The organism is Acidocella sp. MX-AZ03 (assembly GCF_027626035.1).
Lineage (GTDB): Bacteria > Pseudomonadota > Alphaproteobacteria > Acetobacterales > Acetobacteraceae > Acidocella > Acidocella facilis.
In genome coordinates this window covers 1,081,455-1,106,935 of record NZ_CP110774.1, presented here as the reverse complement: position 1 = coordinate 1,106,935, position 25,481 = coordinate 1,081,455, and the positions used below count along the sequence as shown (strand labels likewise).

Sequence of the window (25,481 nt, the reverse complement as noted above, 5' to 3'; positions counted from 1 at the left end):
CGCAAAAAACTTTTGTGATTCTTTAAAAAATCGTTTTCAGGCAACCTCTTAATGCGCCGCCACCAGCGGCTGCACGCTGGCGATGAAATCCTTCAGCGCCGCCTGCTTCTGCGCCAGGCTCAGCCCGTGCTCCTGCGCCAGCGCCGGGCAATAGGCGGCGACCAGCGTGTTGGTGAGGTCGGCCGGGCTGATGCTGCTATTGGCGCCGCGCACCGCGCCGATGAGGGCGTTGGTGCGGTTGGACAAGGTGGCCGGGGTGACGCCCTGATAGATGTTCAGCCAGCCATTGCCGGGATCGGTGACCGAGCTCGGGGTGATCACCGGGCAGCCGAGATTATCGGCCTGCAGGCTGCCAGCGCCTTGCAGATGGGTTTTCGCCCGCAGCGCCTTCACATCCTCGGCGGTGGCATTGGCGGTGCCCTTATTGCCCCAGGCGGTGCGGATATAGTTGGTGATGTCGGCGATCTGCTGGTCGTTCAGCCGGGCGCCGAAGACCGGCATCTTCATCGCCGGCGCGCCCCAGCTGCCCAGCCCGCCCAGCATGGCGCCGATGGCGTTGTCCGGCAGTTCGGCGGTGACGCTGTCATTGCCGGCGAGGTTGGGGACGAGTTTCGGCGGCAGACCGCCGCCGGTCTGGCCGTGGCAGCCGGCGCAGCTCATTTTATAGAGCGCCTGGCCGCGGGCGATCGAGGCATCCGCATCGGCGATGGCGGGGGTGGGCGGGGTATTCTGCGGCTTGGTCGCGGTTTGCAGGAAATCCGCGATGTCCGCGATATCGGAGACCGGCAGCAGGCTGGTGGAATGGTCGGTCATGTCGCCCATCGGCCCGTAGGGCGAGCCTTTCACCAGATTGCCGTCATCATGCAGATAGGCGATCAGATCATTCTTCGCCCAGCCGCCGACGCCGTAGGTTTTGTCGGACGAGATGTTGGGGGCATAGAGATTGTCGATCTTCGCGCCGGCGAACTGCTTGTCGTCCATCGTCGCCTGCAACATGTTGCGCGGCGTGTGGCATTCCTGGCAGTGGCCCAGCGCGATGGTGAGATAGGCGCCGTTCTTCATATGCTCGTCCCAGGACGGGTCCATCTTCATCGGGCCGGTCTTGAAGAACAGCAGCCGCCAGCCCAGCAGCACCGGACGCTGGTTGAAGGGAAAGCTCATGGTGCTGGGGCGCGCGGCGCGTCCACCGGCGGCAGGCTCATCAGATAGGCCTTGATCGCCATCACATCCGGGTAGGAGAGCTTGGTGTAGGAGGTATAGGGCATCGCCGGATACAGGAATTTCGGGAAAATCCCGTAGCTGTGGCCGGGCGAGACGCCATCATGCAGGGCGGCGTAGAATTGCGCATCCGTCCAGTTGCCGATGCCGGTGGTTTTGTCCGGCGTGATGTTCGGGGTGGAGAGGCCGCCAAACGGGGTGTGCATGATCAGCCCGCCGGAGAAGGGCGCCTGGCCGGGGCCGGTATGGCAGGGCATGCAATCCGCCGCATCGACCAGATATTTGCCGCGCGCCAGCAAGGCCGCGTGGTCCGTTGGGGCGGAGAGGGAGGCAGCGGGGTAATCCTTGGTGTCCGCGGCGGTGGCCACCCGGCTGACGGCAAGGCCGCCCAAGGCGAGGGCAAGGGCGGCGGCGGCGAGGAAGGGGCGCAGAAAATTAGGCCGGGGCGTTTGCGCAGACATGGATCGGTTCCCTAGTTTTTATCCCGGAGTGTCACGCTGTTCGCGTCACGCTCCGCGTTTCATGGCTCTAGGGTCCATTTCGCCGATTTAACGGCTGCAGATCAAGCCTTGCCGTAAAGTGTGTCAGGATGGATGTGCGGCGCAGCAATTTCGACCAGCTGGTCCTCGCGCACCGCCCGATAGAAACAGCTGCGCCGGCCGGTGTGGCAGGCCACGCCTGTCTGGTCGACCAGCAGCAGCAGTGCGTCGCCATCGCAATCAATCCGCAGCTCGATCAGCTTCTGGGTCTGGCCGGAGCTTTCGCCCTTGCGCCAGAGTTTGGCGCGCGAGCGCGAATAATAGCAGACCTGGCCGGTGCGCAGCGTTTCTTCCACGGCCTCGCGGTTCATCCAGGCCATCATCAGGATCTCGCCGCTATCATGCTGCTGGGCGATGGCGGCGACGAGCCCGTTGGCATCGAAGGAGAGGGCGGCGAGCAGGTCTGTATGCGCGTTCATGCCCGCAGAGAAGGTGCAAAGACGCTGCAAAGTCAACGCGTCCGGGTTGGCGCGGGGCGCAGGGCTGCCCATGTGGCGGGGAGCTTGAAGGAGAGATGCGATGGCGAAGACGGCTTTGGTGGTGGGCGCGAGCGGGATTGTTGGCAGCGCGGCCTGTTCGCATTTATCCGCCCAGGGCTGGGAGGTGCTGGGGTTGGCGCGCCGCCCGCAGAGCCAGCCGGGAATAATGCCGGTGGCGGCCGACCTGCTGGATGCGCAGGCCACGAAAGCCGCGCTGGCCGGGCTGGCGCCGGAGATCGTCTTCATCTGCACCTGGCTGCGCCAGGACAGCGAGGCGGAGAATATCCGGGTGAATGCGGCGATGGTGCGCAATCTGCTCAACGCGCTGGGCGGGGCGACGCGGCATGTCGCGCTGGTAACCGGCTTGAAGCATTATCTCGGCCCCTTCGAGGCCTATGGCAAAGGCAGCCTGCCGCAGACGCCCTTCCGCGAAGACCAGCCAAGGCTGGATGTGGAGAATTTCTACTACGCCCAGGAGGATGAATTATTCGCCGCCGCGGCGCGGGACGGCTTCAGCTGGAGCGTGCACCGCCCGCATACGATCATCGGCAAGGCGGTGGGCAATGCGATGAATATGGGCACCACGCTGGCGGTCTATGCCTCGCTCTGCCGGGCGCTGGAGCGGCCGTTCTATTTCCCCGGTTCGGCCATGCAGTGGAACGGGCTGACGGATATGACCGATGCCAGGCTGCTCGCCGCGCATCTGCTCTGGGCCGCCCAGACGCCGGAGGCCGCCAACCAGGCCTTCAATGTGGTGAATGGCGACGTGTTCCGCTGGTCCTGGATGTGGGGGCGGATTGCGGATTGGTTCGGGCTGCAGCCCGCCCCCTTTACCGGCGAGCATCGGCCGCTGGAGGCGCAGATGGCGCAGGACGAAGGCAGCTGGGCCGATATCGCCGCGCGGGCCAGGCTGGTTGAGCCGGATCTGAGCCGTCTCGCCTCGCCCTGGCATACTGATGCGGATCTGGGCCGGCCGATCGAGGTGGTGACGGATATGTCGAAGAGCCGCCGGCTGGGGTTTTCGCTCTATCAGCCGACGGATGAGGCGTTTTTTGAGCTGTTTACCGGGTTGCAGGCGGAGCGGTTGATTCCGTAACATCTGAGAAAGACATGGGGACTTTTTGTAAAAAGTCCCCACCCCTCCGGCGCCTTTCCAACGCTGCTGCGCAGCATTGGAACCTTTGGCGCCTCCGCCCTCCAAAAACTTTTGAAAATTTTTAGCAGTTTGCTGAAAAACCCGAAACTTGGTTTTATTTTTTCTGATTTAGCTTTGGGGCCTGGATTTTGGTTCAAGTGATTGAAGTTTCTTGCCGGTTTCTGGACTTTTTTCGTCCAGCGGACAGACTCGTCCCTTATATTGCCACCATTTTTGGAATGCGTACCAGATTATAGGCGATCAGGTTGAGCATGAAGGTGCCGGCGACCCGCGCAACGCCGCGCAGCTTGGTCTTGCGCATCGTGCCGTGCTGCTTGCCCCAGCCGAATATGCACTCGATCATCGCCCGGCGGGTCTGCGACATCGCATAACCGGGATGGCGCGTGGTGCGTCCGTCAATCGCGCTGCGGCGGTGCCTGCCGGTTTTGGTCTCACCGTTGTTTTGTGTGACATGCGGTGTCACGCCGGCGTCGCGCAGATTGGCGACATGATCGGCGGTATCGTAAGCCTTGTCTTCGCCTACGGTGATCCGCCCGGCGGCCGACTTGGCTTTGGCTTTCAACATCGCTTCCGAGGCTTCACGCTCAGCCGTGCCTGTGGCCTGGGTCACTCGGCCACCCACCGCCAAGCCGTGCCGGTTGTCCATCAGCGCGTGCCCCATATACGAAAGCTTTGCCTCCCGCCCAGCGGCCTTGCGGTACAGCCGGCTTTCCGGGTCGGTGGTGCTGGCATGGGTATCGTTCTTACGCTTCTGACCGTGGAAATCCGAACCATCATCGTCGCTGCCATCCTTCGGCCGGAAGCTCTTCTGCGACGCCCACGCCTCGATCAGCGTGCCGTCCACCGAGAAATGCTCATCCGATAGTAGCGGCGTCACCCGCGGGTGGTTCAGCAGCCGGCTCATGAATTTCTGGAATATATCGCCGTTCTGCAGGCGCTCGCGGTTCTTGCTAAACGTGGTCGGGTTCCAGACCGGATCATCCGGGGATAAGCCCACAAACCAGCGGTACAGGAGATTATAATCCAGTTGCTCCATCAACTGCCGTTCCGAGCGAATCCCGTACAGCACCTGGATCAGCAGCGCGCTCAGCAATTGTTCAGGCGGCACCGAGGGCCGGCCTTCCCTGGAATACAGCCAGGCAAAGCTGCGGCTCATCTCATGCAGAACATCCCGCACCAAAGCACGGATCGCTCGCAACGGATGGGTCGCCGGAACCCGTGTTTCTGGTGAAACATACGAAAACATCCCGCCCTGATCTCGAAAAGAACCCCGCACCCCACGCCTCACAAAACCTGCCAGCCAAAGTGAATCACATCATAATCCCGGCCGCCAGGAGTTTTTCAGCAAACTGTTAGAGAGTTTTAGCGCGCCAGCATGCCGTTTTTTAGGCAGGTTTCGTCGAAGCGGCAGAGGATCTGGCCGTCGATGGCGTGGGATTTGGCGTTCTTGTAATCGATGCGGGTGATCAGATCCGCGATGATGGCGAGGCGCGCGGCTTTCTTGTCGTCGGCGCGGACCACGATCCAGGGGCGGCGGCGCTGTCGGTGGCCAGCAGCATGGCGTCGCGGGCCTTGGTGTAATCGTCGAAATGCGCCAGGGCCTTTTCATCGATCGGGCTGATTTTCCATTGCTTCAGCGGATCGTCGCGGCGGGCCTCGATGCGGGCCTTCTGCTCCTTGGCGTCGATATCGAGATAATATTTGACGATGGTGACGCCGGCTTCCGCCAGCATGGCCTCGAACACCGGCACGGTGCGCATGAATTCATGATATTCATGCTCGGTGCAGAACCCCATCACCCGCTCCACCCCGGCGCGGTTATACCAGGAGCGGTTGAACAGCACGATCTGCCCGGCGGCGGGAGATGCGCGACATAGCGCTGGAAATACCATTGCGTGGTTTCGGTATCGGAGGGTTTGGGCAGGGCGACGATGCGGATGTCGCGCGGGGAGAGATGCTCGGTGATGCGCTTGATGGTGCCATCCTTGCCGGCGGTGTCGCGCCCTTCCAGGATGATCAGCAATTTCTGGCCGCGTTCGATGACGTGGCGTTGCAGCTTCACCAGCTCGATCTGCAGATGGCGGAGGGTTTTTTCATAGCTTTGTTTTTGGGCCATGGCCCAGCATAGCCCGAGACCCAAAAGAGCAAAAGTTTTTGAGGGGCGTAGGCGGCCAAGGTTCCGCCGCCGCGCAGCGGCGGTGGAAAGCCGCCGGAGGATGGGGACTTTTTTCAAAAAGTCCCCACATCTTACTTTCAGAACGTGACGATGCCGCGCAGCCCCACCACCAGCTCATTGCCGAGCCGCCTGGCGGGATTGTTCGGATCATCGACGCCGCCGGCCGGGTTGATCACGTACTGAATGTCCGGCTGCAGCACGAGCCAGGGTGTGGCCTGGGCCTGGTAGGTGGCCTCGATCAGCGTCTCGGTGCCCGGGTGGCGGCTGGCGCCGGCGGCGATCACCGCATCGGCGGCGCGCGAGGAAACATGCGCCACGCCGAAATCAATGCCGGCCTGGTCATTGTCGCGGCCGGGCAGCGGGGCGGTGAGGGTGAGGCCGCCATTGAAGCCGAAATCGACCAGGTTGCGGTCGGACGGCGCGCCCATGATGCGGCCGAAGACGTTCAAAGTTTGCGCGCTGCGCTGGGGCGACTGCCAGATTGTCTGATCGACCACGCCGTAGAGGCTGTAATTGCCGCGATGGTTATAGCCGTAGAGCGGGTCGGCGAAATTGGCGGAATCGTACCAGCCGCCGAGCTTGTAGGTGCCGGGCAGGCCGAGCAGCTTGGTGCTGTATTGCAGCTCGGCGATCCACAGCGCGCCGTTCTTCAGCGAGAAGCGGCCGCCGCGCGGATCCAGCGCCTGCTGGTCGGCGGTAAAGGCGCCAGCACCGGGATCGTCATCATAGACGCCGGCCAGGATGGCGACATGCTCGCTCGGCTTGAACTGGCCGCGCACGCCCAGCGAGGAGAGCGGATAGGCCGGGCCACCGCCATAGAGATCGGCGGAGGGCACCACCGGCCAGCCAGCCATGGTGTTGACGAACAGCGCCGTATAGGTGCTGCCGATGAATTCATTATCGATGCTCTGCTGGCCGATTTTGACGTCGAATTTCGGGCCGATCTGCTGATCGTACCAGAGTTCCCAGAGGCGGGAGGCGTTTTCGCCCTCATTGCCATTGGCGGTCTGGATGTCGCCTAGATAATATTGGCTCAGCGGGCGGCCATGCAGCTGCAGGGCGGAGACATGGAAGCTGCCGCCGGCCAGGCCGAAGGCCTTGGCGGTGTCGATATCCATGGTCATGGTGGTGACACCCTGCATGGTGGCGCCGGTTTTCAGCCCGCCGGTGGTGTTGCCCAGCAGATTTTCCGAATCGGTGATGTTGACGCTGACGCCATGCGCGGCGAGGGCCGGCTTCAGCCCGCCCAATTGCCGAGCAGCCCGGTGCTGTCCGCCTGCTGCGCCAGTGCTGGCCCGGCCAGCGCGGTGAGCAGCGCGCCCAGGCTGGCCCGCGCCATGAAATGAAAACGTCCATGATGACCCCTCTTTGTTGTCCGGCCGGAAGGCCGCATCGTCCTCGATGACGCTCATTTAAATGTAAATGATAATCATTATCAAGTATCTGATGTTTAGGATGATATACTATATCATTCTATTTATGCGCCGGGACAAGAGGGGCGAGGCGCTGGAACATCACCAAGGCGTCGACATCGCCTGCGCTGGGGTGGTGAAAGGCGCCGGGCAGCCGGCCGATGGTGGCAAAGCCCATCTGCTCCCAGAGCCGTATGGCGCGGTGATTGGTGCTGACCACGAGATTGAACTGCATGGCGCGAAACCCGGCGGCGCGGGCCTGTTCCAGCGAATGGGCGCACATGGCCCGGGCGATGCCGCGCCCGCCGGCCCAGCCCGCGCTGACATAGCCGCAATTGGCGACATGCGCGCCGCCGCCGGCCTGGTTGGCCTTCAGATAATAGGTGCCGGCGATCTGACCTTCATATTCGGCGACGAAGCAGTGTTTCTCCGGCGCCAGCCAATAGGCCAGGGCCTGCGCGCGCGACCAGTCGCGCGGCAGGGCGTAGGTCTCGCCGGCGGCGAGCATGGGAGCGAGGATGTCCCAGATGGCGGGTGCATCCTCGGGCGCGGCGGGGCGGATGGACAGGCTCATGGCGGTGTCTTCACCTGAAATCCCCAGCTTGCCAAGACGATGCAGGCGGCTGGACGCCGGCACGGCGCTTGCGCATAAATCCTGGCGCAGACGGAGCGCCACAGTGACTAAAATCGTGTCCTTCACGCGGATATTGAATGAGGACGATATCGTCGAGGCGTTCGTGCGCCACCATGCCGCGCATGTGGATGAGATGCTGTTTCTTGATAATGGCAGCACGGATCGCACGCTGGAGATCTTGCAGGAACTGCTGAAGGAAGGCTTTCCGCTGCGGGTGTTTCGCAGCCATGCGGTGAGTTTCGATGAAATCGCGGTGAATAGCTGGGGCTATCAGGCGGCGTCGCAGGTGCTGGGCGCGGATTGGGTGCTGTTTCTGGATGCGGATGAGTTCGTGGCCACACCGGCCAGCGCGCCGCTGGTGACGCTGCTGCCCGCCGATGCCCCGGTGCTGAGCCTGGAGCTGGCGAATTACGGCCAGGTCGGCGGCGAGGATGCGGCGGAGCTGGTGGTGCCCTGGCGGCTGCGCTGGCGCATGGCCGCGCCCAGCCATGTCATCAAGGTCATCGCCCGGGCGAAAATTCCCGGCTTGGTGGCGGGGGCGGGGAATCATGGTGTGTTTCTACAAGGCCAGGAGGTGGCGCCGGTGCCTTTGCCCGAAACCTGGCTGGCGCATTACCCGCGCCGCTCGGCCTGGCAGGCGATGCAGAAATGGGCGGCGGGGCGGATGAAGGCGCTGGCGGCTGGCGGCCAGGATGATTATTTCTCCCAGCATTATATCTCCCCTATGAGACGCTGCGCGACAAGCCGGGTGAGCTGCTGCATAATCCCGGCTTTTTCGCGCAGGAATTCGACAAATCCCGGGCGGTCGAGGCGCCCCTGGCCTATCTCGGCGGCCCGCTCTCTTACACGACCCGAGCGATCCTGGCCTGAAGGCGCTCTCCGCCTTTCTGCACATGACCGAGCAGCTGGCCCGCCAGCATGGAAAATTGCTGGATGAGTCGCGCGAGGCCCGTGCCCTGGTGGAGCACTGGAATGCGCGGCGCGAGTTTCTGTTCTGAACAGTAAACCGTTGAAATCCGCGCGCTTCGCGTTATCTGAGCGATACAGGCCCGGCCATGAGCGATAGCGCATTGCTTTTCGTCACAAATTGGGCTTATGCCGGTTCCAGCAATCGAAACAGGAGACTTTCCTATAGCCAGACCGCCAGCGCCACCCACCCTCCCTCACGCGAGGGCCCCGGGTTAACGAAGAAATCAGAATCCCGCAGGTTCGTCTGATCGACCAGGATGGTGAAATGATCGGTGTGATCAGCACCCGTGACGCCATCGCGCGTGCTTACGCCGTGGGCCTCGACTTGGTCGAGATCAGCCCGAACGCGGAGCCGCCCGTCGCCAAGATCCTCGATTACGGCAAGTTCAAATATGAACAGCAGAAAAAGCGTAACGAGGCGCGCAAGAAGCAGAAGGTCGTCGAGATCAAGGAGGTGAAGGTTCGCCCCAATATCGACGATAATGACTACATGGTGAAGCTGAACGCGATGAAGCGTTTCATCGGCGAAGGCGACAAGGTGAAGGTCACTCTGCGCTTCCGCGGCCGCGAGATGGCCCACCAGGAGCTGGGCGTGAAAGTGCTGGAGCGCATCCGTGGCGACATGGAGGTGGAAACCAAGGTCGAGCAGATGCCGAAGCTGGAAATGCGCCAGATGGTGATGGTGCTGGCGCCGAAATAAAAGCGCCTGCCGTCATTTCATGAAAAAAGCCCGGCTTTTGCCGGGCTTTTTATTTGGGAATTGAGGCGGCGGAGATTATTCCGCCGCCGGTTCGGTGGCTTTGGCGCGCGGCGGGCGGCCACGGCGCTTCGGCGCCGGTTTGGCCTCAGGCTCGGTCAAGGTGAGTTCCGGGGCGTTGGCGGGCGGGGCATCGGCGACGATGGGAATCGCGCGCGGCTCCGGCTGCTCCTGCCTCACCTCGGGCTGCGCGCCGATGCCGGCTGGCTCCTGCTGGGCGGCGCGCAGTTCAGCTTCCAGGGCGGAGCTGATGTCGATCGGCGTATCAGCGATCGGCGCGGCCGGGCGATAAGGGCGCTCGGGGCGGTCCTGGCGGTTTTCGTGGCGATTTTCCTGGCGGTTGTCGCGGGGCTGGAAATCCGGACGGTTGCGCGGCTCGAAGCGGCGCTCCTGGCGGTTATCACGATTGTCCCGGTTATCACGATTTTCGCGATTATCCCGGAATTCCCGCGGCTCGCGATTGTCGCGGTTTTCGCGGGGCTCGCGCTGCTCATTGCGGTATTCACGCGGGGCCTGGCCTTCGCCCTCGCCCTGATACTCGCTTTGATTGCCGTTCTGATAGCGCGGCTCACCATTATTCTGCTGCCCGCCCTGGCCCGGGGCGGCAGGCCCTGGGCGGCGTTGATGGCGCTGACGATACGGAAATAATGCTCGGCGTGCTGGTAATATCCCTCGCTCAACACCCGGTCGGCGGAGGAGGCGGCATCGCGGGCCAGCTGCGTATATTTGTCATAAAGCTGCTGAGCGGTGCCGCGCACCCGCATTTCCGGGCCGGAGCTGTCGAACACATGATTACGGTTGAGCGGAATACCATTCTGCTGGTTGCGAAACCCGCCGCCGCCGCCGCCACCGGAACGGTGGTTGCGTCCACGCATGCGCTTCATATTCATCGGCTCGTGTCTATCCTCGTCTGCTGGCTTGCGCGGTGCGGCATATACATGCAACGCCCTTTTTGGCGCCGGTTTCATGCCCGGCGACTCGTGGACAAAACTGCCCGCGCCGCCCGTGCTTAGCGGTAAAAATTCATTCTGCCAATCGCTTATTTGCAGAATTTGAGGCTGATGGCGCGCTCTATGCCGGAAATATCGCGGCGCAGCACGGTCTCGAAACCGGCCTGGCGTGCCAACTCATCCACCATATGCGCCTGGCCGATGCCAAGTTCAAGCACCGCCTGCCCATCCTGGGTGAGCAGGCGGGGCAGATCGGCGATGATGGCGCGATAGGCGATGAGGCCATCGGCGCCGCCATCCAGGGCGGTGGCGGGCTCATAGGCGCGCACATCCGGCATCAGCCCGGCCAGATCCCCGGTTTCGATATAAGGCGGGTTGGAGAGCACCAGATCGAAGCGCTGCGAAATCGCATCGGCCCAGCTGCCGGCGAGAAAGGCGCTGCGCGCCGCCAGACCCAGGCGCTGAGCGTTGGCGCGGGCGAGGGTGGCGGCGTTCGGGTTGAGGTCGACCCCGACACCGAAGGCCTCCGGCAGCTCATGCAAGGCGGACAGCAGCAGGCAGCCCGTGCCGGTGCCCAGATCCAGAATGCGCGCCGGGCGCTGGCCGGAGGCGAGCACCGCCTCGATCAGCGTTTCGGTGTCCGGGCGGGGAATGAGGGTGGCGGGGGTGGTGAGGAAATCCAGCCCCCAGAATTCCTTATGGCCGGTGATATAGGCCAGCGGCTCATGCGCGGCGCGGCGGGCGAGGGCGGCCTGATAGGCGGCCGGGTCGACCGCGTCGCGCGCCAGCAGCCCGGCGGAATTGGTGCCCAGGCAGCCGGCGAGCAACGCCCGGGCCTCGCGGCGGGGCGCCTCCAGCCCGGCCTGGCGCAAGGCCTCGGTGATTTCGGCCAGGGCCTGGGCGGTGGGATCATTCAGTTTTCACTCTTGGGCGGCCAGCCTCGCCGCCTGGTCCTCGGCGATCAGCGCCTCGATGATGTCATCGAACTCGCCCAGCATCACCCGATCGATTTTATGCAAAGTGAGGTTGATGCGATGGTCGGTGACGCGGCCTTGCGGAAAGTTGTAGGTGCGGATGCGCTCGGAGCGGTCCCCGGTGCCGACCTGGCCCTTGCGGTCGGCCGCACGGGTGGCGCTGAGCGCGGCGCGCTGCTGCTCATAGATGCGCGAGCGCAGGATTTTCATCGCCTTGGCGCGGTTCTTGTGCTGGCTGCGCTCCTCCTGCATCGCCACCACGGTGCCGGTGGGGATGTGGGTGATGCGCACGGCGGATTCGGTTTTATTCACGTGCTGGCCGCCGGCACCGGAGGCGCGATAGACATCGATGCGCAGATCTGCCTCGTTGATGTCGACATCCACCTCCTCGGCTTCCGGCATCACCGCGACGGTGATGGTGGAGGTGTGGATGCGGCCTTGGGTTTCCGTGGTCGGCACGCGCTGCACGCGGTGCACGCCGGATTCGAATTTCAGCCGGGCGAAGACGGATTTGCCGGTAATTTCGGCCATCGCGCCCTTCACGCCGCCCAGCTCGTTTTCATCATATTCCAGCACCTCGAAGCGCCAGCCCTGGGAGGCCGCGTATTTCTGGTAGGCGGAAAACAGCTCGGCGGCGAACAGCCCGGCCTCGTCGCCGCCGGCGGCGGGGCGGATTTCCAGGATGCCGGAGCGGGCATCGGCCTCATCCTTCGGCAGCAGGGCCAGGCGCACCGCCATTTCCAGCTCGGGGATCTGGGCTTTCAGTGTGTGCAGCTCGGCCTCGGCCAGCTCTTTCATATCCGGGTCGGCGAGCAGGGCCTCTGCCTCGCGCCGCTGCTTTTCGGCCTCGCGCAAGGCGAGCACCTGTTCCTCGACGGGCCCGAGTTCCGCCAGCTCCTTGGAGGCTTTCACGAATTCCTCGCCGGCCAGCGTGCCGGAGAGCATGAAGCGCAGCTCCTCGGCGCGGGCCAGGATGCGGTCGAGCTTGCTGTCCAGCGCGTCGCTCATCCGCGCAGGCGCTCGATCAAGGTGGCGGGGGTGACGTCATCCTGGGTGCCGTCGGTGAGGTTTTTCAGCTTGATCTCGGCGCCGACCAGCACCGCGTAAGCCGCGCCGGATTTATTGGCGCGCTCCAGGCGCTTTTTGGCATTGCCGGAATAGCCGATCTCGGCGGCGATGTTGGCAGCGCGCAGGCTGTTGAGAATGTCCAAGGCCGGGGCTTCGGACTCGCTGCCCATCGGGATGATGATGACCGGTTGCGCGGCGGCTTGCGGGGCTCGATCAGCATCGAGAGGCGCTCGATGCCCGCGCCCCAGCCGATGCCCGGCACGTTGGGGCCGCCCATCTGCTCGACGAGGCCATCATAACGCCCGCCGGCCATCACCGTGCCTTGCGCGCCCAAAGCGGTGGTGACGAATTCGAAGGCGGTGTGGTTGTAATAATCCAGTCCGCGGACGATGCGCGGATTTTCCGCGAACGGCACGCCGAAGGCGGCGAGGGTGGATTTCAGGCCGTTATAGAAATTTGCGGCCTCTTCGGTGAGGTGGTCGTAGATCAGCGGGGCATTTTCCATCAGCGCCTTGTCGCCTTCATCCTTGGAATCCAGGATGCGCAGCGGGTTTTTCTCCAGGCGCAGCTTGCTGTCTTCAGAGAGCTTGTCCGCATGCGCGGAGAAATGCGCGACCAAAGCGGCGCGGTAGGCCTCCCGGCTGGCGGCATCCCCCAGCGTGTTGATGTTGAGCACAACATCTTTCGCCACACCCAGCTCGTTCAGAATCCGCCAGCCGGCGGCGATGACTTCCGCATCGGCGAGCGGCGAGGCCGCACCCAGCAGCTCGATGCCGATCTGGTGGAATTGCCGGTAGCGGCCTTTCTGCGGGCGCTCATAGCGAAACATCGGCCCGGCATAAAAGACTTTCTGCGGTAGGGTCTGGGTGAGGCCGCCGGTGATCAAGGCACGGCAGATGCCCGCCGTGCCTTCCGGGCGCAATGTTACGGAATCACCGCCGCGATCCTCGAACGTATACATTTCCTTGGTGACGACATCCGAGGTTTCGCCCAGCGTGCGGGAAAACACTTTGGTATCCTCGAAGATCGGCGTCTGCCATTCGGAGAAGCCGAACAGCCGGGTGATGCGTCTGGCGGTTTCGATGACATGGAAATGCCGCGCCGCATCCTCGCCGATCAGATCCTTGGTGCCGCGCACCGGCTGCAAAAGAGTCGCCATCTTCATCCATCCATCAAATACAAAACGCCGGGGTGCTGCACCCCGGCGGTCTCAAACTCGCAAGTTTCGCTGCTATTCAGCCGGGATCAGCGCGGCCTTCTTCGCGGCCTCGATCTGCTCGGCCTTCTTTTCCACCAGCTCGACCAGATGCTCGACCATCGCCTCGTCGGAGACGGTATGGTCGGTCTTGCCGTTGGCATAGACCATGTGCCGGCCACCGCCGCCGCCGGTCAGGCCGAGATCGGTCATCAGCGCCTCACCGGGCCATTGACCACGCAGCCGATGATCGAGAGGGTGATCGGGGTTTCGATATGGGCCAGCCGCTCTTCCAGCGTCTCGACAGTCTTGATGACGTTGAAGCCCTGGCGCGCGCAGGAGGGGCAGGAGATGACGCGCACGCCGCGATGGCGAATGCCCAGCGACTTCAGAATGTCCCAGCCCACCAGCACCTCTTCCTCCGGCTCGGCGGAGAGCGAGACGCGCATGGTATCGCCAATCCCGGCCCAGAGCAGCGAGCCCAGACCGATGGAGGATTTCACCGTGCCGGCGCGTTTGCCGCCGGCTTCGGTAATGCCGATATGCAGCGGGTGGTCGCATTGCTCGGCCAGCTGCTGATAGGCGGCGACGGCCATGAACACGTCCGAGGCCTTCACCGAGATCTTGAATTCGTGGAAATCATGATCCTGCAGGATCTTGGCGTGTTCCAGGGCGGATTCGACCAGCGCGTCCGGGTTGGGCTCGCCGTATTTCTCCAGCAGATGCTTCTCCAGCGAACCGGCATTCACACCGATGCGCATCGAGCAGCCATGGTCGCGGGCGGCCTTGATGACCTCCTTCACCCGCTCCGGCGAGCCGATATTGCCCGGATTGATGCGCAGGCACGCGGCGCCGTTCTGGGCGGCCTCGATGCCGCGCTTATAGTGGAAATGAATGTCGGCGACGATCGGCACATTCACCCGCTTGACGATGTGCTTGAGCGCCGCCGAGCTTTCCTCATCCGGGCAGGAGACGCGGACAATGTCCACGCCGGCCTTCTCGGCGCGCAAAATCTGCGCGACGGTGGCCTCGACATCATGGGTGAGGGTGTTGGTCATGGTCTGCACCGAGACCGGCGCATCGCCGCCCACCTTCACATTGCCGACGCTGATCTGCCGGGATTTGCGGCGGTCGATCTGCTGATATTCGCGGTAGTTCATGAGGGTTCCTCTATTGGGCCGCGCTGGAAGCGGGGCTGGTCCCGGCGGAGGCCGGGCGGATGCGCTGCCCGAAGCGGGCGGGGTCAGCTGGTAGCCATGCAGCACCACACCCGGGGCGCCGAGCGGCTGGCCGGCCTGGCCGTTGGTGGTGAGCAGGGTGCCGCCGGCATTGCCGGTGGTCATTTTCAGGCCGGGCATGTCCGGCACCGGCCAGCTTTCGCCGGGGTGCAGCACTTTGCTGAACAATATGTTGCCGGCCGGATCGGTGACCTGCACCCAGGCATCCTGGGTGGCGGTGATCTCGGTGCCCTGGGCCGCGGCGGCGGGCGCCGCGCTGTTGGCCGGGACGGCTGCGGTGGGGGACGTCGTGGCGGGGGCGGATGCGCTGGCCGCCGGGCTGGACGGGGCCGTTGCGCTCTGTTCCGCCGGGGCTTGCCCGGCGGGGGCCTGCCCGGCCGGAGCCTGCGCCGCCGGGCTGGACGGCGCGGCGGGGGCATTGGTCGGCCTGGTGCTGGCTGCCGGCTGGGAGGGCGTGGCCGGGCCTGGGGGGCTCGCAACCGGCGCCGTGGCCGGCGGCGGGGTGACTTTCGGCGGCGTCGCCAAAGGCTGCAGCTCGGCCGGGACATGGGTGACGCTCTGGTCCAGCCGACGCTGCTGCTCGGTATGGCGATACCAGAGCCCGTAGCCGGCGACGACCAGCACGATGCCGATCAGCACGATCGCGCCTTTCGGCACGCCGCGATCCGGCACCGGGGCAAGGAACTGGATTTCCGTTTTCTCCGCCTGGCCGAGCTGCCCGGCATCGCGGAAGCGGCGCAGGATCTCCTCGCCATCCAGCCCCAAAGCCTGGGCATAGGTGCGCACGAAGCCGGTGCGATAGGCGGTGCCGGGCAAGGAGGAGAGATCCCCCGCCTCGATCGCCACCAGAAATTCCGGGCGGATGCGCAGGCCCTCGGCCACATCCGGCAATTGCCAGCCCAGCCGCTCGCGCACTTCGCGCAGGCCCGCACCGACGCGCGCGCCGGAATAGGTGGCTTCAGGCTCCATGGTGTCGGGTCCGGTCATATGGTCTGGCATATCCATGTCTTTTAACCCGGAATCGGATATCCCTCAAATTGCGAGATTATGTTCTCGCGCCCACACCGCCAGCGGCTCGCGAATGCTCCCGCCAGCGGCCCCGGCGCGGCGCAATTCCCGCAGCACCGGGCGCAGCGCGTTGAGATCCGCCTGCACCAGCACGGATTTCACCTTCAGGATCGAGCTGCCGGACATCGACAGCGTGGTGATCCCCAACGCCGCGAAGGCCAGCGCATCCAGTGGCCGACCGGCGGCCTCGCCGCAGATGGAGAGCGGCACGCCGGCCTCCTGGCAGAGTGTCACCAGCTTTTCCAGCATCTCCAGCACCGGGGCGGAAAGTGTGTCGTAGCGGTCCGCCAGCTCCGGCGTGCCGCGGTCGGCGGCGAAGAGGAACTGCATCAGGTCGTTGGTGCCGACCGAGATGAAATCCGCCTCGGCGAGCAGGCCGGGGAGCTGAAAGAGCAGCGAGGGGACTTCCAGCATGGTGCCTGCGTCCAGCGTCTCCGGCGCGGGGCGGATGCGCCCGGCCTCGGCCTCCAGCAGGTCGCGCGCGGCGCGGAATTCCTCCACGGTGGCGACCATCGGGAACATCACCCGCAGCGGCCGGCCTTGCGCGCCCAGCAGCAAAGCGCGCAGCTGGCGGCGCAGGATGGCCGGGCGGTCCAGCCCGATGCGCAAGGAGCGCCAGCCCATGGCGGGGTTTTCCTCGGTCTGCGCGGTCTCGCCGGGGAGCAGCTTGTCGGCCCCAGATCCAGCGTGCGGAATTGCACCGGGCGGCCCTTGGCGCGGTCCATCACCTTGCCATATTCGGCCGCCTGGCCGGCCACATCCGGGATGCCGCCGGCGGCCAGGGCGGCGATTTCGGTGCGGTAGAGGCCGATGCCGTCGGCGCCGGTCTTGTCCAGCTGGTCCAGCTCCAGCGCCAGCCCGACATTCATCATCAGCTTCAGCTCGGTGCCGTCCTTGGTGATGGCGGGGACGTCCCGGTAGCTGGCCAGGGTGGCGGCGCGCTCGTCGCGCGCGGCCATGGCACGGTCATAGACCTGGATCACCTCCGGTTCCGGGCGCAGCACCAGCGTGCCGTCCTCGGCGTCCAGCAGCGCCTGGTCGCCCTCGACCGCGGCTTCCACCGCGCCGCGATCCACCTGCAGCGTGGGGATGGAGAGGGCGCGGGCGAGGATGGCGGCGTGGCCGGAGGCGCTGGCCTCCTCGATGGCGATGCCGGCGATGCCGCGCGTATGCCAGTCCAGCAGATCCGCCGGGCCGAGGCGGCGGACGATCAGGATCATCCCATCCGCGCGCTCGGGCTTCGGCGCCATGCCGCCCAGGGCCACCATCAGCCGGTTGATCATGTCCTCGATATCGGCGAGGCGCTCGCGCAGATAGGGGTCGGCGATGCGGCGCATGCGCTCGCGCAGCTGCCGGGCGATCTTGTCGACAGCGGTTTCGGCGGTGAGGCCGTCATTGATCGCGGCGCGCACCTGGGCCAGCCAGCCGGAGCTCTGCGCCACCATCCGGTAGGCATCCAGCACATCGCGCGAGGCGTTGCCGCCGGGCATGTTGGCGCTGATCAGCCCGTCGAGGGATTTATTCGCCTCTTCCACCGCGATATCGAGCCGGGCCAGCTCGGCCTCCGGGTCCTCGGTGAGCAGCTTGGCGATGGGGGCGGCGGCGCCATAGGCCAGCACCGCGCCCCGGGCGATGCCGGTGGAGAGCACATGCCCGGCATAGCGGCGGGGCAGGGAATCCGAGAAGCCTTCCTGGCCGATATCGGCGGCGCCGGCGCGGGCCAGGATCTCGGCCAGCAGCATCGCCACAGTGGCCAGCGATTCGACCTCCACGGGCGCATAGGCGCGCACTTCGCGGGACATCACCGCGATCACGCCCAGCGTGCGCCCGGCGCGCTTCACCGGCACCGCGAGCATCGAGGCCATGTTCTCCTCGCCGGTTTCGGCGCGGTAGACATAGCGGGGATGGTTCTGCACGTCGGGCAGGTTCTGCACGTCGCCGGAGGCGGCGGCGAGGCCGACAATGCCTTCGCCCACCCGCAATTTGGTGCGCCCGACGGCGGAGACATTCAGCCCATGGGTGGCGGCGAGTTCGAGGATCTCGCCCGGGCGGGTGACGTAAATGACGGTGGCATCAGCCACCAGACCCTCCGCCACCAGCTTGGCGAAATCCGCCAGCGAGGCGGTGCCGGTGGCGAGATTCTCCCGCAGCGCGGCAAAAAGCTGCCTGGTATCGCCGAATTTCGGCTTTTTGCGCCGGCGTGCCGGCGTGGAAGGAGGATTATGCTCCTGTGCCACGCGCCACCAAGGCGGCGAGGGCCTGGGCCCGCAACGCCGCAATGATCTCGGCCACCGGCTGCACCGATGTCACCATGCCCACAGATTGCCCCGCCATCACGGAACCAGTCTCCACATCGCCGTCGATCACCGCGCGGCGCAGCGCGCCGGCCCAGAAATGCTCAATTTCCAGTTGCGCGGCGGTTTTGTCCAGTTCGCCGGACTGGAATTTTTGCACCACCTCCGCCTGGTGACGCATGAAGCGCTTGGTGCCCTCATTGATCAGCCCGCGCACCGGGATCACCGGGAAGCGCTCATCCAGCTGCACGCTGGGCAGCGCGTCGCGGGCGGCGGCGCGGATGAAGGCTTTTTTGAAGTTTTCGTGGGCGATGCTCTCGCTGGCGGCGGCGAAGCGGGTGCCGAGCTGCACACCGGCCGCGCCCATCTCCAGATAGCCCAGCATCGCCTCGCCCCTTCCGATGCCGCCGGCGACGAAGACCGGCACTTCGGTGATGTGCGGCAGGATTTCCTGCGCCAGCACGGTGAGCGAGACCGGGCCGATATGACCCCCGGCTTCCGAGCCCTCGATCACCAGCGCGTCGGCGCCGAATTTGACCAGGCGCTTGGCCAGCACCAAAGCCGGGGCGAAGGCGACGACCTTGGCACCCCCATCCTTCGCCGCCTTGATATGCGCGCCCGAGGGATGCCACCGGCAAACACCACATGCCCGACCTGCTGGCGGATGCAGATCTGCACCAGCTCATCGAGCTGCGGGTGCATGGTGATCAGATTGACGCCGAAGGGCTTGTCGGTCAGCGCCTTGGTTGCCTCGATCTCTTTTTCCAGCAAAGCCGGGGGCATCGCGCCGCAGGCGATGACGCCGAAGCCGCCGGCATTGGAGATGGCGGAGACCAGATGCCGCTCGGACACCCAGCTCATCGCCCCGCCGAGAATGGCGTGGCGTGTGCCAAGGAAGGCGGCACCCCGCTGCTGCAGGGCGTCCAGCGTGTCGTTTGCGGCAGTCTGGTCCAGCTCAGCCATGCTCAGCCATCGAGCCCATAGGCGGTGTGCAAGGCGCGCACCGCCAATTCGGTATATTCGGCCGCGACCAGCACCGAGACCTTGATCTCGGAGGTGGTGATCGCCTGGATATTGATGCCGCGCGCCGCCAATGTTTTGAACATCGTGCCGGCGACACCGGCATGGCTGCGCATGCCCACGCCGACAACGGAGAGCTTGGCGACATTCGGGTCCGAGTTGATCTCGGCATAGCCGATCTCGGCCTTGGCCTGCTCCAGCACCAGCAAGGCGCGGGCCATGTCGGTCTTGCCGACGGTGAAGGTCATGTCCGTGGTGCCGTCGGCGGCGACATTCTGCACGATCATGTCGACATTAATGGCCGCATCCGACAGCGGCACGAACACGGCGGCGGCGACACCCGGGCGGTCCGGCACGCGGCGCACCGTGATTTTGGCGTCGTCCCGCGAATAGGCGATGCCGGCAACGATTTCCTTTTCCACGACCTCTTCCTCATCAACAACCATGGAGCCCGGCTTGTCAGCGAAGCTGGAGAGCACCTGCACGCGCACGCGCTCTTTCATCGCCAGCTCGACCGAGCGGGTCTGCAACACTTTCGCACCGACCGAGGCGAGCTCCAGCATTTCCTCGTAGGTGATCTTATGCAGTTTCTTGGCATTCGGCACGATGCGGGGATCGGTGGTGTAGATCCCGTCAACGTCCGTATAGATATCACATTGGTCCGCCTTCAGCGCGGCGGCAAGCGCCACGGCCGAAGTGTCCGAGCCGCCGCGGCCCAAAGTGGTGATGCGGTTATCCGGGCCGATGCCCTGGAAGCCGGCCAGCACCGGGATCTGGCCCTGCTGCATGCGCGAGATCAGCTCCTCGCCATCGATGCTCTCGATGCGGGCCTTGCCGTGCTCGCCATTGGTCTCCACCGCCACCTGCCAGCCCTGCCAGGAGCGGGCTTCCTGCCCCAGCTCCTGCAGCGCGATGGCGAGCAGCCCGGCGGTGACGTTCTCGCCGGTGGCGACCACCGCGTCATACTCGCGCGCATCGAACAGCGGCGAGAGGGACTGGCAATAGCCGACCAGCTGGTTGGTGACGCCGGACATGGCGGAGACCACCACCGCGACCTCGTTGCCTTTATCAGCCTCGGCCTTGACGCGCTTGGCGACATTCTTGATCCGGTCGAGGTCGGCGACGGAGGTGCCGCCAAATTTCATCACGATGCGCGCCATGGACAAACCTTGAGAACTGGAACCTTGTGGAATTCGGGCCGGGGCGTCACATAGCGGCGGAGTAAGGATAGGGCAATGAGCCAGGGGTCAGTGATTGCGGAAGAAATCGCCCGGTTCGACGCGCTGGCGGCGCGTTGGTGGGACGCGCGGGGGCCGATGCGGCCCTTGCATATGCTCAATCCGGTGCGCGCCGGCTGGGTGGCGCAGCGCGTCAGGCGGGCGAAAGGCGAGGGGGTCTCGATTCTCGATGTCGGCTGCGGCGCCGGGCTGCTGGCCGAAGCCCTCGCCAAGGACGGATTCGCGGTGACCGGGCTGGATGCCGGGCGGAGGTGATCGACGTGGCGCGGGCCATGCGCAGGGGCAGGGGCTGAACATCACTTACCGCCATGGCACCGCCGAGGGGCTGGCGGCGGAGGGGGCGAGCTTCCCGGTGGTCACCGCGCTGGAGATCATCGAGCATGTCGCCGATCCGCTGGAATTCCTGAAAAGCCTGCGCGCCTTGCTGGCGCCGGGCGGCGTTTTGTTCCTCTCCACCCTCAACCGTACCCCGCAAAGCTATGCGGTGGCGAAATTCGGGGCGGAATATGTGCTGCGGCTGCTGCCGGTGGGCACGCATGACTGGAAGATGTTCATCAAGCCCGAGGAGCTGGGGCGGCTCTGCCGCCAGGCGGGGCTGCGCCTGACCGACACGGCGGGCTTGAGCTATTCCCCGCGCCAGGCCGGGTTTACGGTGAGCCGGGATCTCTCGGTCAACTATATCGCCATGGCGGTGGCGGCGTAGGAGACACCATATAAGGGACTGGTACAGCTTTTGCTTGAAGTTGTTGCCTGAGCTGTGAAATTGCTGCGTTGAGGAGTGCGCTATGCCGGATGATTTCGCGACCACACTGACCGCATGGCGGCATCATCTCCACACCCATCCGGAACTCTCCCGCCAGGAGCGCGAGACGGCCGCCTTCGTCTGCGCCCGGCTGGATGAGCTGGGGATTCCCTACGAGGCCGGCATTGGCGGGCATGGGGTGGTGGCCAGCCTGAAGCGCGGCAATTCCAACCGCTCGGTGGGGTTGCGCGCCGATATGGATGCGCTGCCGATCCCCGAGGCCACCGGCAAGCCCTACGCCTCGACCAGGCCGGGGTGATGCATGCCTGCGGGCATGACGGCCACACGACCTCGCTGCTGGGGGCGGCGATGCTGTTGAAGGACGATCCGGACTGGTCCGGGCAGATCCATCTGGTGTTTCAGCCGGCCGAGGAAGGCTATAAGGGCGCGCACGCGATGGTCGAGGACGGGCTGTTCCAGCGTTTCCCGATGGAGCGCATTTTCGGCTACCATAACTGGCCGGGGCTGGAAGCCGGGACGGTGATGGTGCATCCGGAGTCGGTGATGGCCGGGGCGGTGAATTTCGTGGTGACGATGAAGGGCAAGGCCGGCCATGCCGGGATGCCGCATCTCTGCATCGACCCGGTGCAGGGCATCGCGCAGCTGATCGTGGCGGTGAACAGCATCGTCGCGCGCAATCTGCCGCCGATCCAGTCCGGCGTGATCTCCACCTGCATGTTGAAGGCTGGGGAGGCCCGCAACCAGGTGCCGGAAAGGGCTTCGATGGAGGGCACCATCCGCGCTTATACCACCGAGAGCATGGAGCTGCTGAAGCGCCGCCTGACGGAGACGGCGAAGGGCGTGGCGATGGCGCTGGGGCTGGAGGCGGATGTGTGGCTGGGCGAGGAGCTGTCGCCGACCGGGAATGTGCCTGAGCAGGCGGAGTTGATGGCCCAGGCCGCCGCCGAGGCCGGGCTACGGGTGCGCCGCGACATGGAACCGACGATGGGGGCGGAGGATTTTGGCCGTTTCCTGGTGGATGTGCCGGGCGCCTATGCCTGGGTCGGCAACGGCCCCAGCTCCGGCCTGCACAGCCCGACCTATGATTATAACGACGAGATCTTGCCGTTGGCGGCGAAGCTTTTGGCGAGCACCGCGAAAGCGGCTTTGAGGTAATGTTATAAAAGTTTTTTGGTGCCGCTTTTTTTCAAAAAAGCGGCGAAGAACGTTGGGGCGGTGACGACGACGTCGCCCACACCCCGAACTTTCTTGGGGTGTTTTTGAAAAACACCCCACCCCTCCGGCGGCTTTCCACCGCCGCTGGGCGGCGGCGGAACCTTGGCCGCCTCCGCCCTCCAAAAACTTTTGCTCATTGGGGACCACGCCATGGAGATTGAGGGGCCGGGAATCGTTGTCGAGCGCGTCCCCCATGGCGAAGGGGATTATCTCGTCACGCTGCTGAGCCCCGACGGGCTGCGCCGGGGGCTGGCCAAGGGCGGGGCCTCGCGCCGGCAGGGCGGCATCTGGGAGCAAGGCAATATCGTCGCGGCGCGCTGGGTGGCGCGGCTGCCCGAACAGCTCGGCGCCTATAGCGGCGAGCTGGTGCGCCCGGTGGCGGCGCTGGCGATGCAGGAGCCGGACAGCCTGGCCGTGCTGCGCGCCGCCTGCCAGCTCACTGCCCAGGCCCTGCCCGAACGCGAGGCCGCGCCCGAGACCTTCCAGGGGCTGCTGCGGCTGCTGGCGGGCATCGAGATCAAAGGCGTCGCGCTGCCAGCACTTTGCCGCTGGGAGCTGGTGCTGCTGCGGGAGCTGGGCTTCGGGCTGGATTTTTCCTCCTCTGCCGGCGGCAATGACCGTCTGGCTTACGTCTCGCCCCGCACCGGGCGGGCGGTGACCCTCTCGCAGGCCGGGGACTGGGCCAGCCGGCTGCTGCCCTTGCCGGATTTTTTGCTGGATGAGAGCGAGCCGGACCTCAAGGATTGCGTGGCGGCATTGCGCCTGACCGGGCATTTTCTCGCCCGTGACCTGTTCGGCGCCCGCCACCGCCCCTTCCGCCGGCGCGCGAGGCTCTTTATGAGCAACTTTCCCTGAGGCTTGAGGAGAAGGAGCGCGGCGATGCCGGATGATTTCGGGCAGGTGGAGGATCTGGCGCTCAGCAACGCGCTCTCCGAGCGTTACCTTGCCTATGCGCTCTCCACCATCATGTCCCGCTCGCTGCCAGATGTGCGCGATGGGCTGAAGCCGGTGCATCGCCGGCTGATCTACGGCATGCATCAGCTCAAGCTCGATCCGCGCTCGGGCTTCAAGAAATGCGCCCGCGTGGTCGGCGACGTGATGGGTAAGTTCCACCCGCATGGCGACAGCTCGATCTATGAGGCGCTGGTGCGGCTGGCGCAGGATTTCTCCTCGCGCTTCCCGTTGATCGAGGGGCAGGGGAATTTCGGCAATATCGACGGCGATAACGCTGCGGCGATGCGCTATACCGAGTCGCGCCTGACCGAGATCGCCGAATATCTGCTGCGCGGCATCGATGAGGATGCGGTGGATTTCCGCGCGACCTATGATGGCGAGGAGCAGGAGCCGGTGGTGCTGCCCGGCGCCTTCCCGAATCTGCTCGCCAATGGCGCCTCCGGCATCGCGGTGGGCATGGCGACCTCGATTCCGCCGCATAATGCCGGGGAGGTGTGCGCGGCGGCGTTGCATCTGATCGCCAACCCGGACGCCACCACGGCCGAGCTGCTGGCGCATATGAAGGGCCCGGATTTCCCCACCGGCGGCGAGCTGGTGGAGGATGAGGCGACGATTCTGGCGGCCTATGAGACCGGGCGCGGCTCTCTGCGCACCCGGGCGGTGTGGGCGAAGGAGCCGGCGAAGAACGGCACTTGGAATATCGTCGTCACCGAAATTCCGTATCAGGTGCAGAAATCCCGGCTGGTCGAGCAGATCGCGCTGCTGCTGGGGGATAAGAAGCTGCCGCTGCTGGCGGATGTGCGCGATGAGAGCGCCGAGCAGATAAGGCTGGTGCTGGAGCCCAAGAACCGCAGCGTGGATGCGGACATGCTGATGGCCTCGCTCTTCCGCGCCACCCAGCTGGAATCCCGCTTCTCGCTGAACATGAACGTGCTTGCGGATGGGCGGAACCCGAAAGTGATGGGGCTGAAGGCGATTTTGCGCGCCTGGGCGGATCACCGGCATGAGGTGCTGGTGCGCCGCTCCAACCATCGGCTCGCCGCCATCGCCAGGCGGCTGGAGATTCTGGATGGCTATATCAAGGTCTTCCTCAATCTGGACGAGGTGATCCGGATCATCCGCTTCGAGGACAAGCCGAAGGAGCAGCTGATCGCCACCTTCGAGCTCTCCGAGGTGCAGGCCGAGGCGATCCTGAATATGCGGCTGCGCGCCTTGCGCAAGCTGGAAGAGATGGAGATCCGCAACGAGCATAAGAAGCTCACCGCGGAGCAGAAGGGGCTGCTGGGGCTGCTGCAGAGCGAGACCAAGCGCTGGGCGAAAATCGCCGAGGAGATCGCCGAGGTGCAGGCGAAGTTCGGCGCCGGGCCGCTGGGCGCGCGGCGGACCAAGATTTCCGCGGCCGCGCCGATGGTCGAGATCGTCGCCGAGGCGCTGGTGGAGCGTGAGCCGATCACCATCATCCTCTCCGAGAAAGGCTGGATCCGCGCCCAGAAGGGGCATCTGGCCGATGGCGCGGAACTGAAATTCAAGGAGGGCGACAAGCTGTTCGCGATGCTGCCCTGCCAATCCACCGACAAGGTGGCGCTGCTGGGCACCAATGGGCGCGTCTATACCATCAAGGCCTCCGACATTCCGCGCGGGCGCGGCGATGGCCAGGCGATCCGGCTGATCATCGAGCTGGCGAATGAGGACGGGGTGCTGATGCTGTTCGTGCCCGATCCTGAGCAGAAATATCTGGTCGCCTCCTCCACCGGGCGGGGCTTTATTCTGCCGGGGGCGGAGCTTGCCTCCGAACGCCGGGCGGGCAAGACCATTCTGGTGGTGAAGCCCGGCGAGGAATGGGTGCTGTGCGTGCCGGCGAATGGCGACCATGTCGCGGTGATCGGCCAGAACCGCAAGCTGCTGGTGTTCCCGCTGGAGCAGCTGCCGGAGATGCCGCGCGGCACCGGCGTGCAGCTGCAGAAATACAAGGATGGCGGGCTCTCGGATGCCAAGGTGTTCACCCTGGCCGAGGGGTTGAGCTGGAGCATCGGCGAGCGCGTGCGCAATGAGGGCAAGCTGACCGAATGGCTGGGGGCGCGCGCGGCGGCCGGGCGGCTGCCGCCAAACGGCTTCCCCAAATCCAACAAATTCGGCGGCTGAGGCTGGCTGAATGAAGCTGGCG

Annotated in this window: 22 protein-coding genes and 6 pseudogenes; 10 read left to right on the top strand and 18 right to left on the bottom strand. The window is 65.1% G+C overall.

Annotated elements, in window-relative coordinates; genetic code table 11:
• Positions 1-48: 48 nt before the first annotated feature.
• The 3 genes from GT370_RS06175 to hisI all read right to left on the bottom strand — a co-directional run bounded on the left by GT370_RS06175 (position 49) and on the right by hisI (position 2,176).
• A complete protein-coding gene (locus GT370_RS06175) occupies positions 49-1,161 on the bottom strand; it encodes a c-type cytochrome (protein ID WP_270184062.1) in 1,113 nt (370 codons plus the stop codon).
• Positions 1,158-1,679, bottom strand: coding sequence for a c-type cytochrome (locus tag GT370_RS06170; protein ID WP_270184061.1), 522 nt, complete (start codon positions 1,677-1,679; stop codon positions 1,158-1,160). Before GT370_RS06170 ends, GT370_RS06175 begins: the two co-directional genes overlap by 4 nt.
• 101 nt (positions 1,680-1,780) lie before the next feature.
• The gene (gene hisI / locus GT370_RS06165) at positions 1,781-2,176 is read right to left on the bottom strand and encodes a phosphoribosyl-AMP cyclohydrolase (RefSeq protein WP_039884689.1); all 396 of its coding nucleotides are present in this window, start codon (positions 2,174-2,176) and stop codon (positions 1,781-1,783) included.
• A 100-nt stretch (positions 2,177-2,276) separates the two neighbouring features.
• Here hisI and GT370_RS06160 point away from each other — a divergent pair, with 100 nt between their 5' ends.
• The gene (locus tag GT370_RS06160) at positions 2,277-3,332 is read left to right on the top strand and encodes an SDR family oxidoreductase (RefSeq protein ID WP_008492656.1); all 1,056 of its coding nucleotides are present in this window, start codon (positions 2,277-2,279) and stop codon (positions 3,330-3,332) included.
• 256 nt (positions 3,333-3,588) lie between these two features.
• On the opposite strand, the gene GT370_RS06155 is transcribed toward GT370_RS06160, so the two are convergent.
• The 4 genes and pseudogenes from GT370_RS06155 to GT370_RS06140 form a co-directional block, all read right to left on the bottom strand.
• Positions 3,589-4,668: an IS5 family transposase gene (locus tag GT370_RS06155; RefSeq protein ID WP_083878918.1), complete on the bottom strand. Its 1,080-nt coding sequence runs from the start codon at positions 4,666-4,668 to the stop codon at positions 3,589-3,591.
• 86 nt (positions 4,669-4,754) lie between these two features.
• Positions 4,755-5,508: pseudogene (gene ppk2, locus GT370_RS06150) on the bottom strand (polyphosphate kinase 2).
• A 137-nt stretch (positions 5,509-5,645) separates the two neighbouring features.
• Positions 5,646-6,818 (bottom strand): carbohydrate porin, encoded by a 1,173-nt coding sequence (locus GT370_RS06145; protein ID WP_270184060.1) that lies wholly within the window; start codon positions 6,816-6,818, stop codon positions 5,646-5,648.
• 223 nt (positions 6,819-7,041) lie between these two features.
• Positions 7,042-7,617, bottom strand: a complete 576-nt coding sequence (locus tag GT370_RS06140; RefSeq protein WP_270184059.1) for a GNAT family N-acetyltransferase — start codon at positions 7,615-7,617, stop codon at positions 7,042-7,044.
• Positions 7,618-7,657: 40 nt separating this feature from the next.
• Here GT370_RS06140 and GT370_RS06135 point away from each other — a divergent pair, with 40 nt between their 5' ends.
• Both GT370_RS06135 and infC read left to right on the top strand, forming a co-directional pair.
• Complete coding sequence (locus GT370_RS06135) at positions 7,658-8,551, top strand: glycosyltransferase family 2 protein (RefSeq protein ID WP_270184058.1); 894 nt, start codon at positions 7,658-7,660, stop codon at positions 8,549-8,551.
• A 297-nt stretch (positions 8,552-8,848) separates the two neighbouring features.
• Positions 8,849-9,283: a translation initiation factor IF-3 gene (gene infC / locus GT370_RS06130; RefSeq protein ID WP_008492662.1), complete on the top strand. Its 435-nt coding sequence runs from the start codon at positions 8,849-8,851 to the stop codon at positions 9,281-9,283.
• Positions 9,284-9,358: 75 nt separating this feature from the next.
• Here the strand turns inward: infC and GT370_RS06125 are convergent, their stop codons facing one another.
• Together GT370_RS06125 and GT370_RS20745 are read right to left on the bottom strand one after the other, a co-directional pair.
• On the bottom strand, positions 9,359-9,520 hold the full coding sequence (locus GT370_RS06125; RefSeq protein WP_270184057.1) for a hypothetical protein: 162 nt from the start codon (positions 9,518-9,520) through the stop codon (positions 9,359-9,361).
• Positions 9,517-10,104, bottom strand: coding sequence for a DUF4167 domain-containing protein (locus tag GT370_RS20745; protein WP_333490062.1), 588 nt, complete (start codon positions 10,102-10,104; stop codon positions 9,517-9,519). The genes GT370_RS06125 and GT370_RS20745 overlap by 4 nt, the downstream gene beginning before the upstream one ends.
• Between GT370_RS20745 and GT370_RS20740 the strand changes: the two genes are divergently transcribed.
• Entirely contained in the window at positions 9,988-10,353 is a 366-nt protein-coding gene (locus tag GT370_RS20740) for a hypothetical protein (protein WP_333490102.1), read from the top strand. The two genes, GT370_RS20745 and GT370_RS20740, sit on opposite strands and share 117 nt — an antisense overlap.
• 26 nt (positions 10,354-10,379) lie before the next feature.
• Here GT370_RS20740 and prmC read toward each other — a convergent pair whose 3' ends face one another.
• The 8 genes and pseudogenes from prmC to GT370_RS06075 form a co-directional block, all read right to left on the bottom strand.
• The gene (gene prmC, locus GT370_RS06110) at positions 10,380-11,207 is read right to left on the bottom strand and encodes a peptide chain release factor N(5)-glutamine methyltransferase (RefSeq protein WP_270184360.1); all 828 of its coding nucleotides are present in this window, start codon (positions 11,205-11,207) and stop codon (positions 10,380-10,382) included.
• Positions 11,208-11,210: 3 nt separating this feature from the next.
• Positions 11,211-12,272 (bottom strand): peptide chain release factor 1, encoded by a 1,062-nt coding sequence (gene prfA / locus GT370_RS06105; RefSeq protein ID WP_008492665.1) that lies wholly within the window; start codon positions 12,270-12,272, stop codon positions 11,211-11,213.
• A pseudogene (gene hisS, locus GT370_RS06100) lies at positions 12,269-13,497 on the bottom strand (histidine--tRNA ligase). Before hisS ends, prfA begins: the two are co-directional and overlap by 4 nt.
• A 66-nt stretch (positions 13,498-13,563) precedes the next feature.
• A pseudogene (gene ispG / locus GT370_RS06095) lies at positions 13,564-14,687 on the bottom strand (flavodoxin-dependent (E)-4-hydroxy-3-methylbut-2-enyl-diphosphate synthase).
• A 114-nt stretch (positions 14,688-14,801) separates the two neighbouring features.
• A pseudogene (locus GT370_RS06090) lies at positions 14,802-15,734 on the bottom strand (RodZ domain-containing protein); the annotation flags it as partial.
• 63 nt (positions 15,735-15,797) lie between these two features.
• Positions 15,798-17,914: pseudogene (locus GT370_RS06085) on the bottom strand (putative PEP-binding protein).
• A gap of 139 nt (positions 17,915-18,053) precedes the next feature.
• Positions 18,054-19,090: pseudogene (locus GT370_RS06080) on the bottom strand (NAD(P)H-dependent flavin oxidoreductase).
• A gap of 2 nt (positions 19,091-19,092) precedes the next feature.
• A complete protein-coding gene (locus tag GT370_RS06075) occupies positions 19,093-20,307 on the bottom strand; it encodes an aspartate kinase (RefSeq protein ID WP_008492673.1) in 1,215 nt (404 codons plus the stop codon).
• Positions 20,308-20,382: 75 nt separating this feature from the next.
• Here GT370_RS06075 and GT370_RS20735 point away from each other — a divergent pair, with 75 nt between their 5' ends.
• The 4 genes from GT370_RS20735 (at position 20,383) to GT370_RS06060 (ending at position 22,303) form a co-directional block, all read left to right on the top strand.
• Positions 20,383-20,640: a hypothetical protein gene (locus GT370_RS20735; protein WP_333490023.1), complete on the top strand. Its 258-nt coding sequence runs from the start codon at positions 20,383-20,385 to the stop codon at positions 20,638-20,640.
• Positions 20,624-21,088 carry a bifunctional 2-polyprenyl-6-hydroxyphenol methylase/3-demethylubiquinol 3-O-methyltransferase UbiG gene (gene ubiG / locus GT370_RS06070; protein ID WP_333490022.1) on the top strand — a complete coding sequence of 155 codons (465 nt, stop codon included), beginning with the start codon at positions 20,624-20,626 and terminating at the stop codon, positions 21,086-21,088. Before GT370_RS20735 ends, ubiG begins: the two co-directional genes overlap by 17 nt.
• An 82-nt stretch (positions 21,089-21,170) precedes the next feature.
• Entirely contained in the window at positions 21,171-21,446 is a 276-nt protein-coding gene (locus tag GT370_RS06065) for a hypothetical protein (RefSeq protein ID WP_270184056.1), read from the top strand.
• Positions 21,446-22,303 carry a M20 metallopeptidase family protein gene (locus GT370_RS06060; protein ID WP_270184055.1) on the top strand — a complete coding sequence of 286 codons (858 nt, stop codon included), beginning with the start codon at positions 21,446-21,448 and terminating at the stop codon, positions 22,301-22,303. Before GT370_RS06065 ends, GT370_RS06060 begins: the two co-directional genes overlap by 1 nt.
• 2 nt (positions 22,304-22,305) lie before the next feature.
• Here GT370_RS06060 and GT370_RS06055 read toward each other — a convergent pair whose 3' ends face one another.
• Positions 22,306-22,500, bottom strand: a complete 195-nt coding sequence (locus tag GT370_RS06055; RefSeq protein WP_270184054.1) for a hypothetical protein — start codon at positions 22,498-22,500, stop codon at positions 22,306-22,308.
• A gap of 13 nt (positions 22,501-22,513) precedes the next feature.
• On the opposite strand from GT370_RS06055, the gene recO reads away from it, so the two are divergent.
• Both recO and parC read left to right on the top strand, forming a co-directional pair.
• Complete coding sequence (recO, locus tag GT370_RS06050; RefSeq protein WP_270184053.1) at positions 22,514-23,218, top strand: DNA repair protein RecO; 705 nt, start codon at positions 22,514-22,516, stop codon at positions 23,216-23,218.
• 24 nt (positions 23,219-23,242) lie between these two features.
• Positions 23,243-25,459, top strand: a complete 2,217-nt coding sequence (parC, locus tag GT370_RS06045) for a DNA topoisomerase IV subunit A (RefSeq protein ID WP_270184052.1) — start codon at positions 23,243-23,245, stop codon at positions 25,457-25,459.
• Positions 25,460-25,481 lie beyond the last annotated feature (22 nt).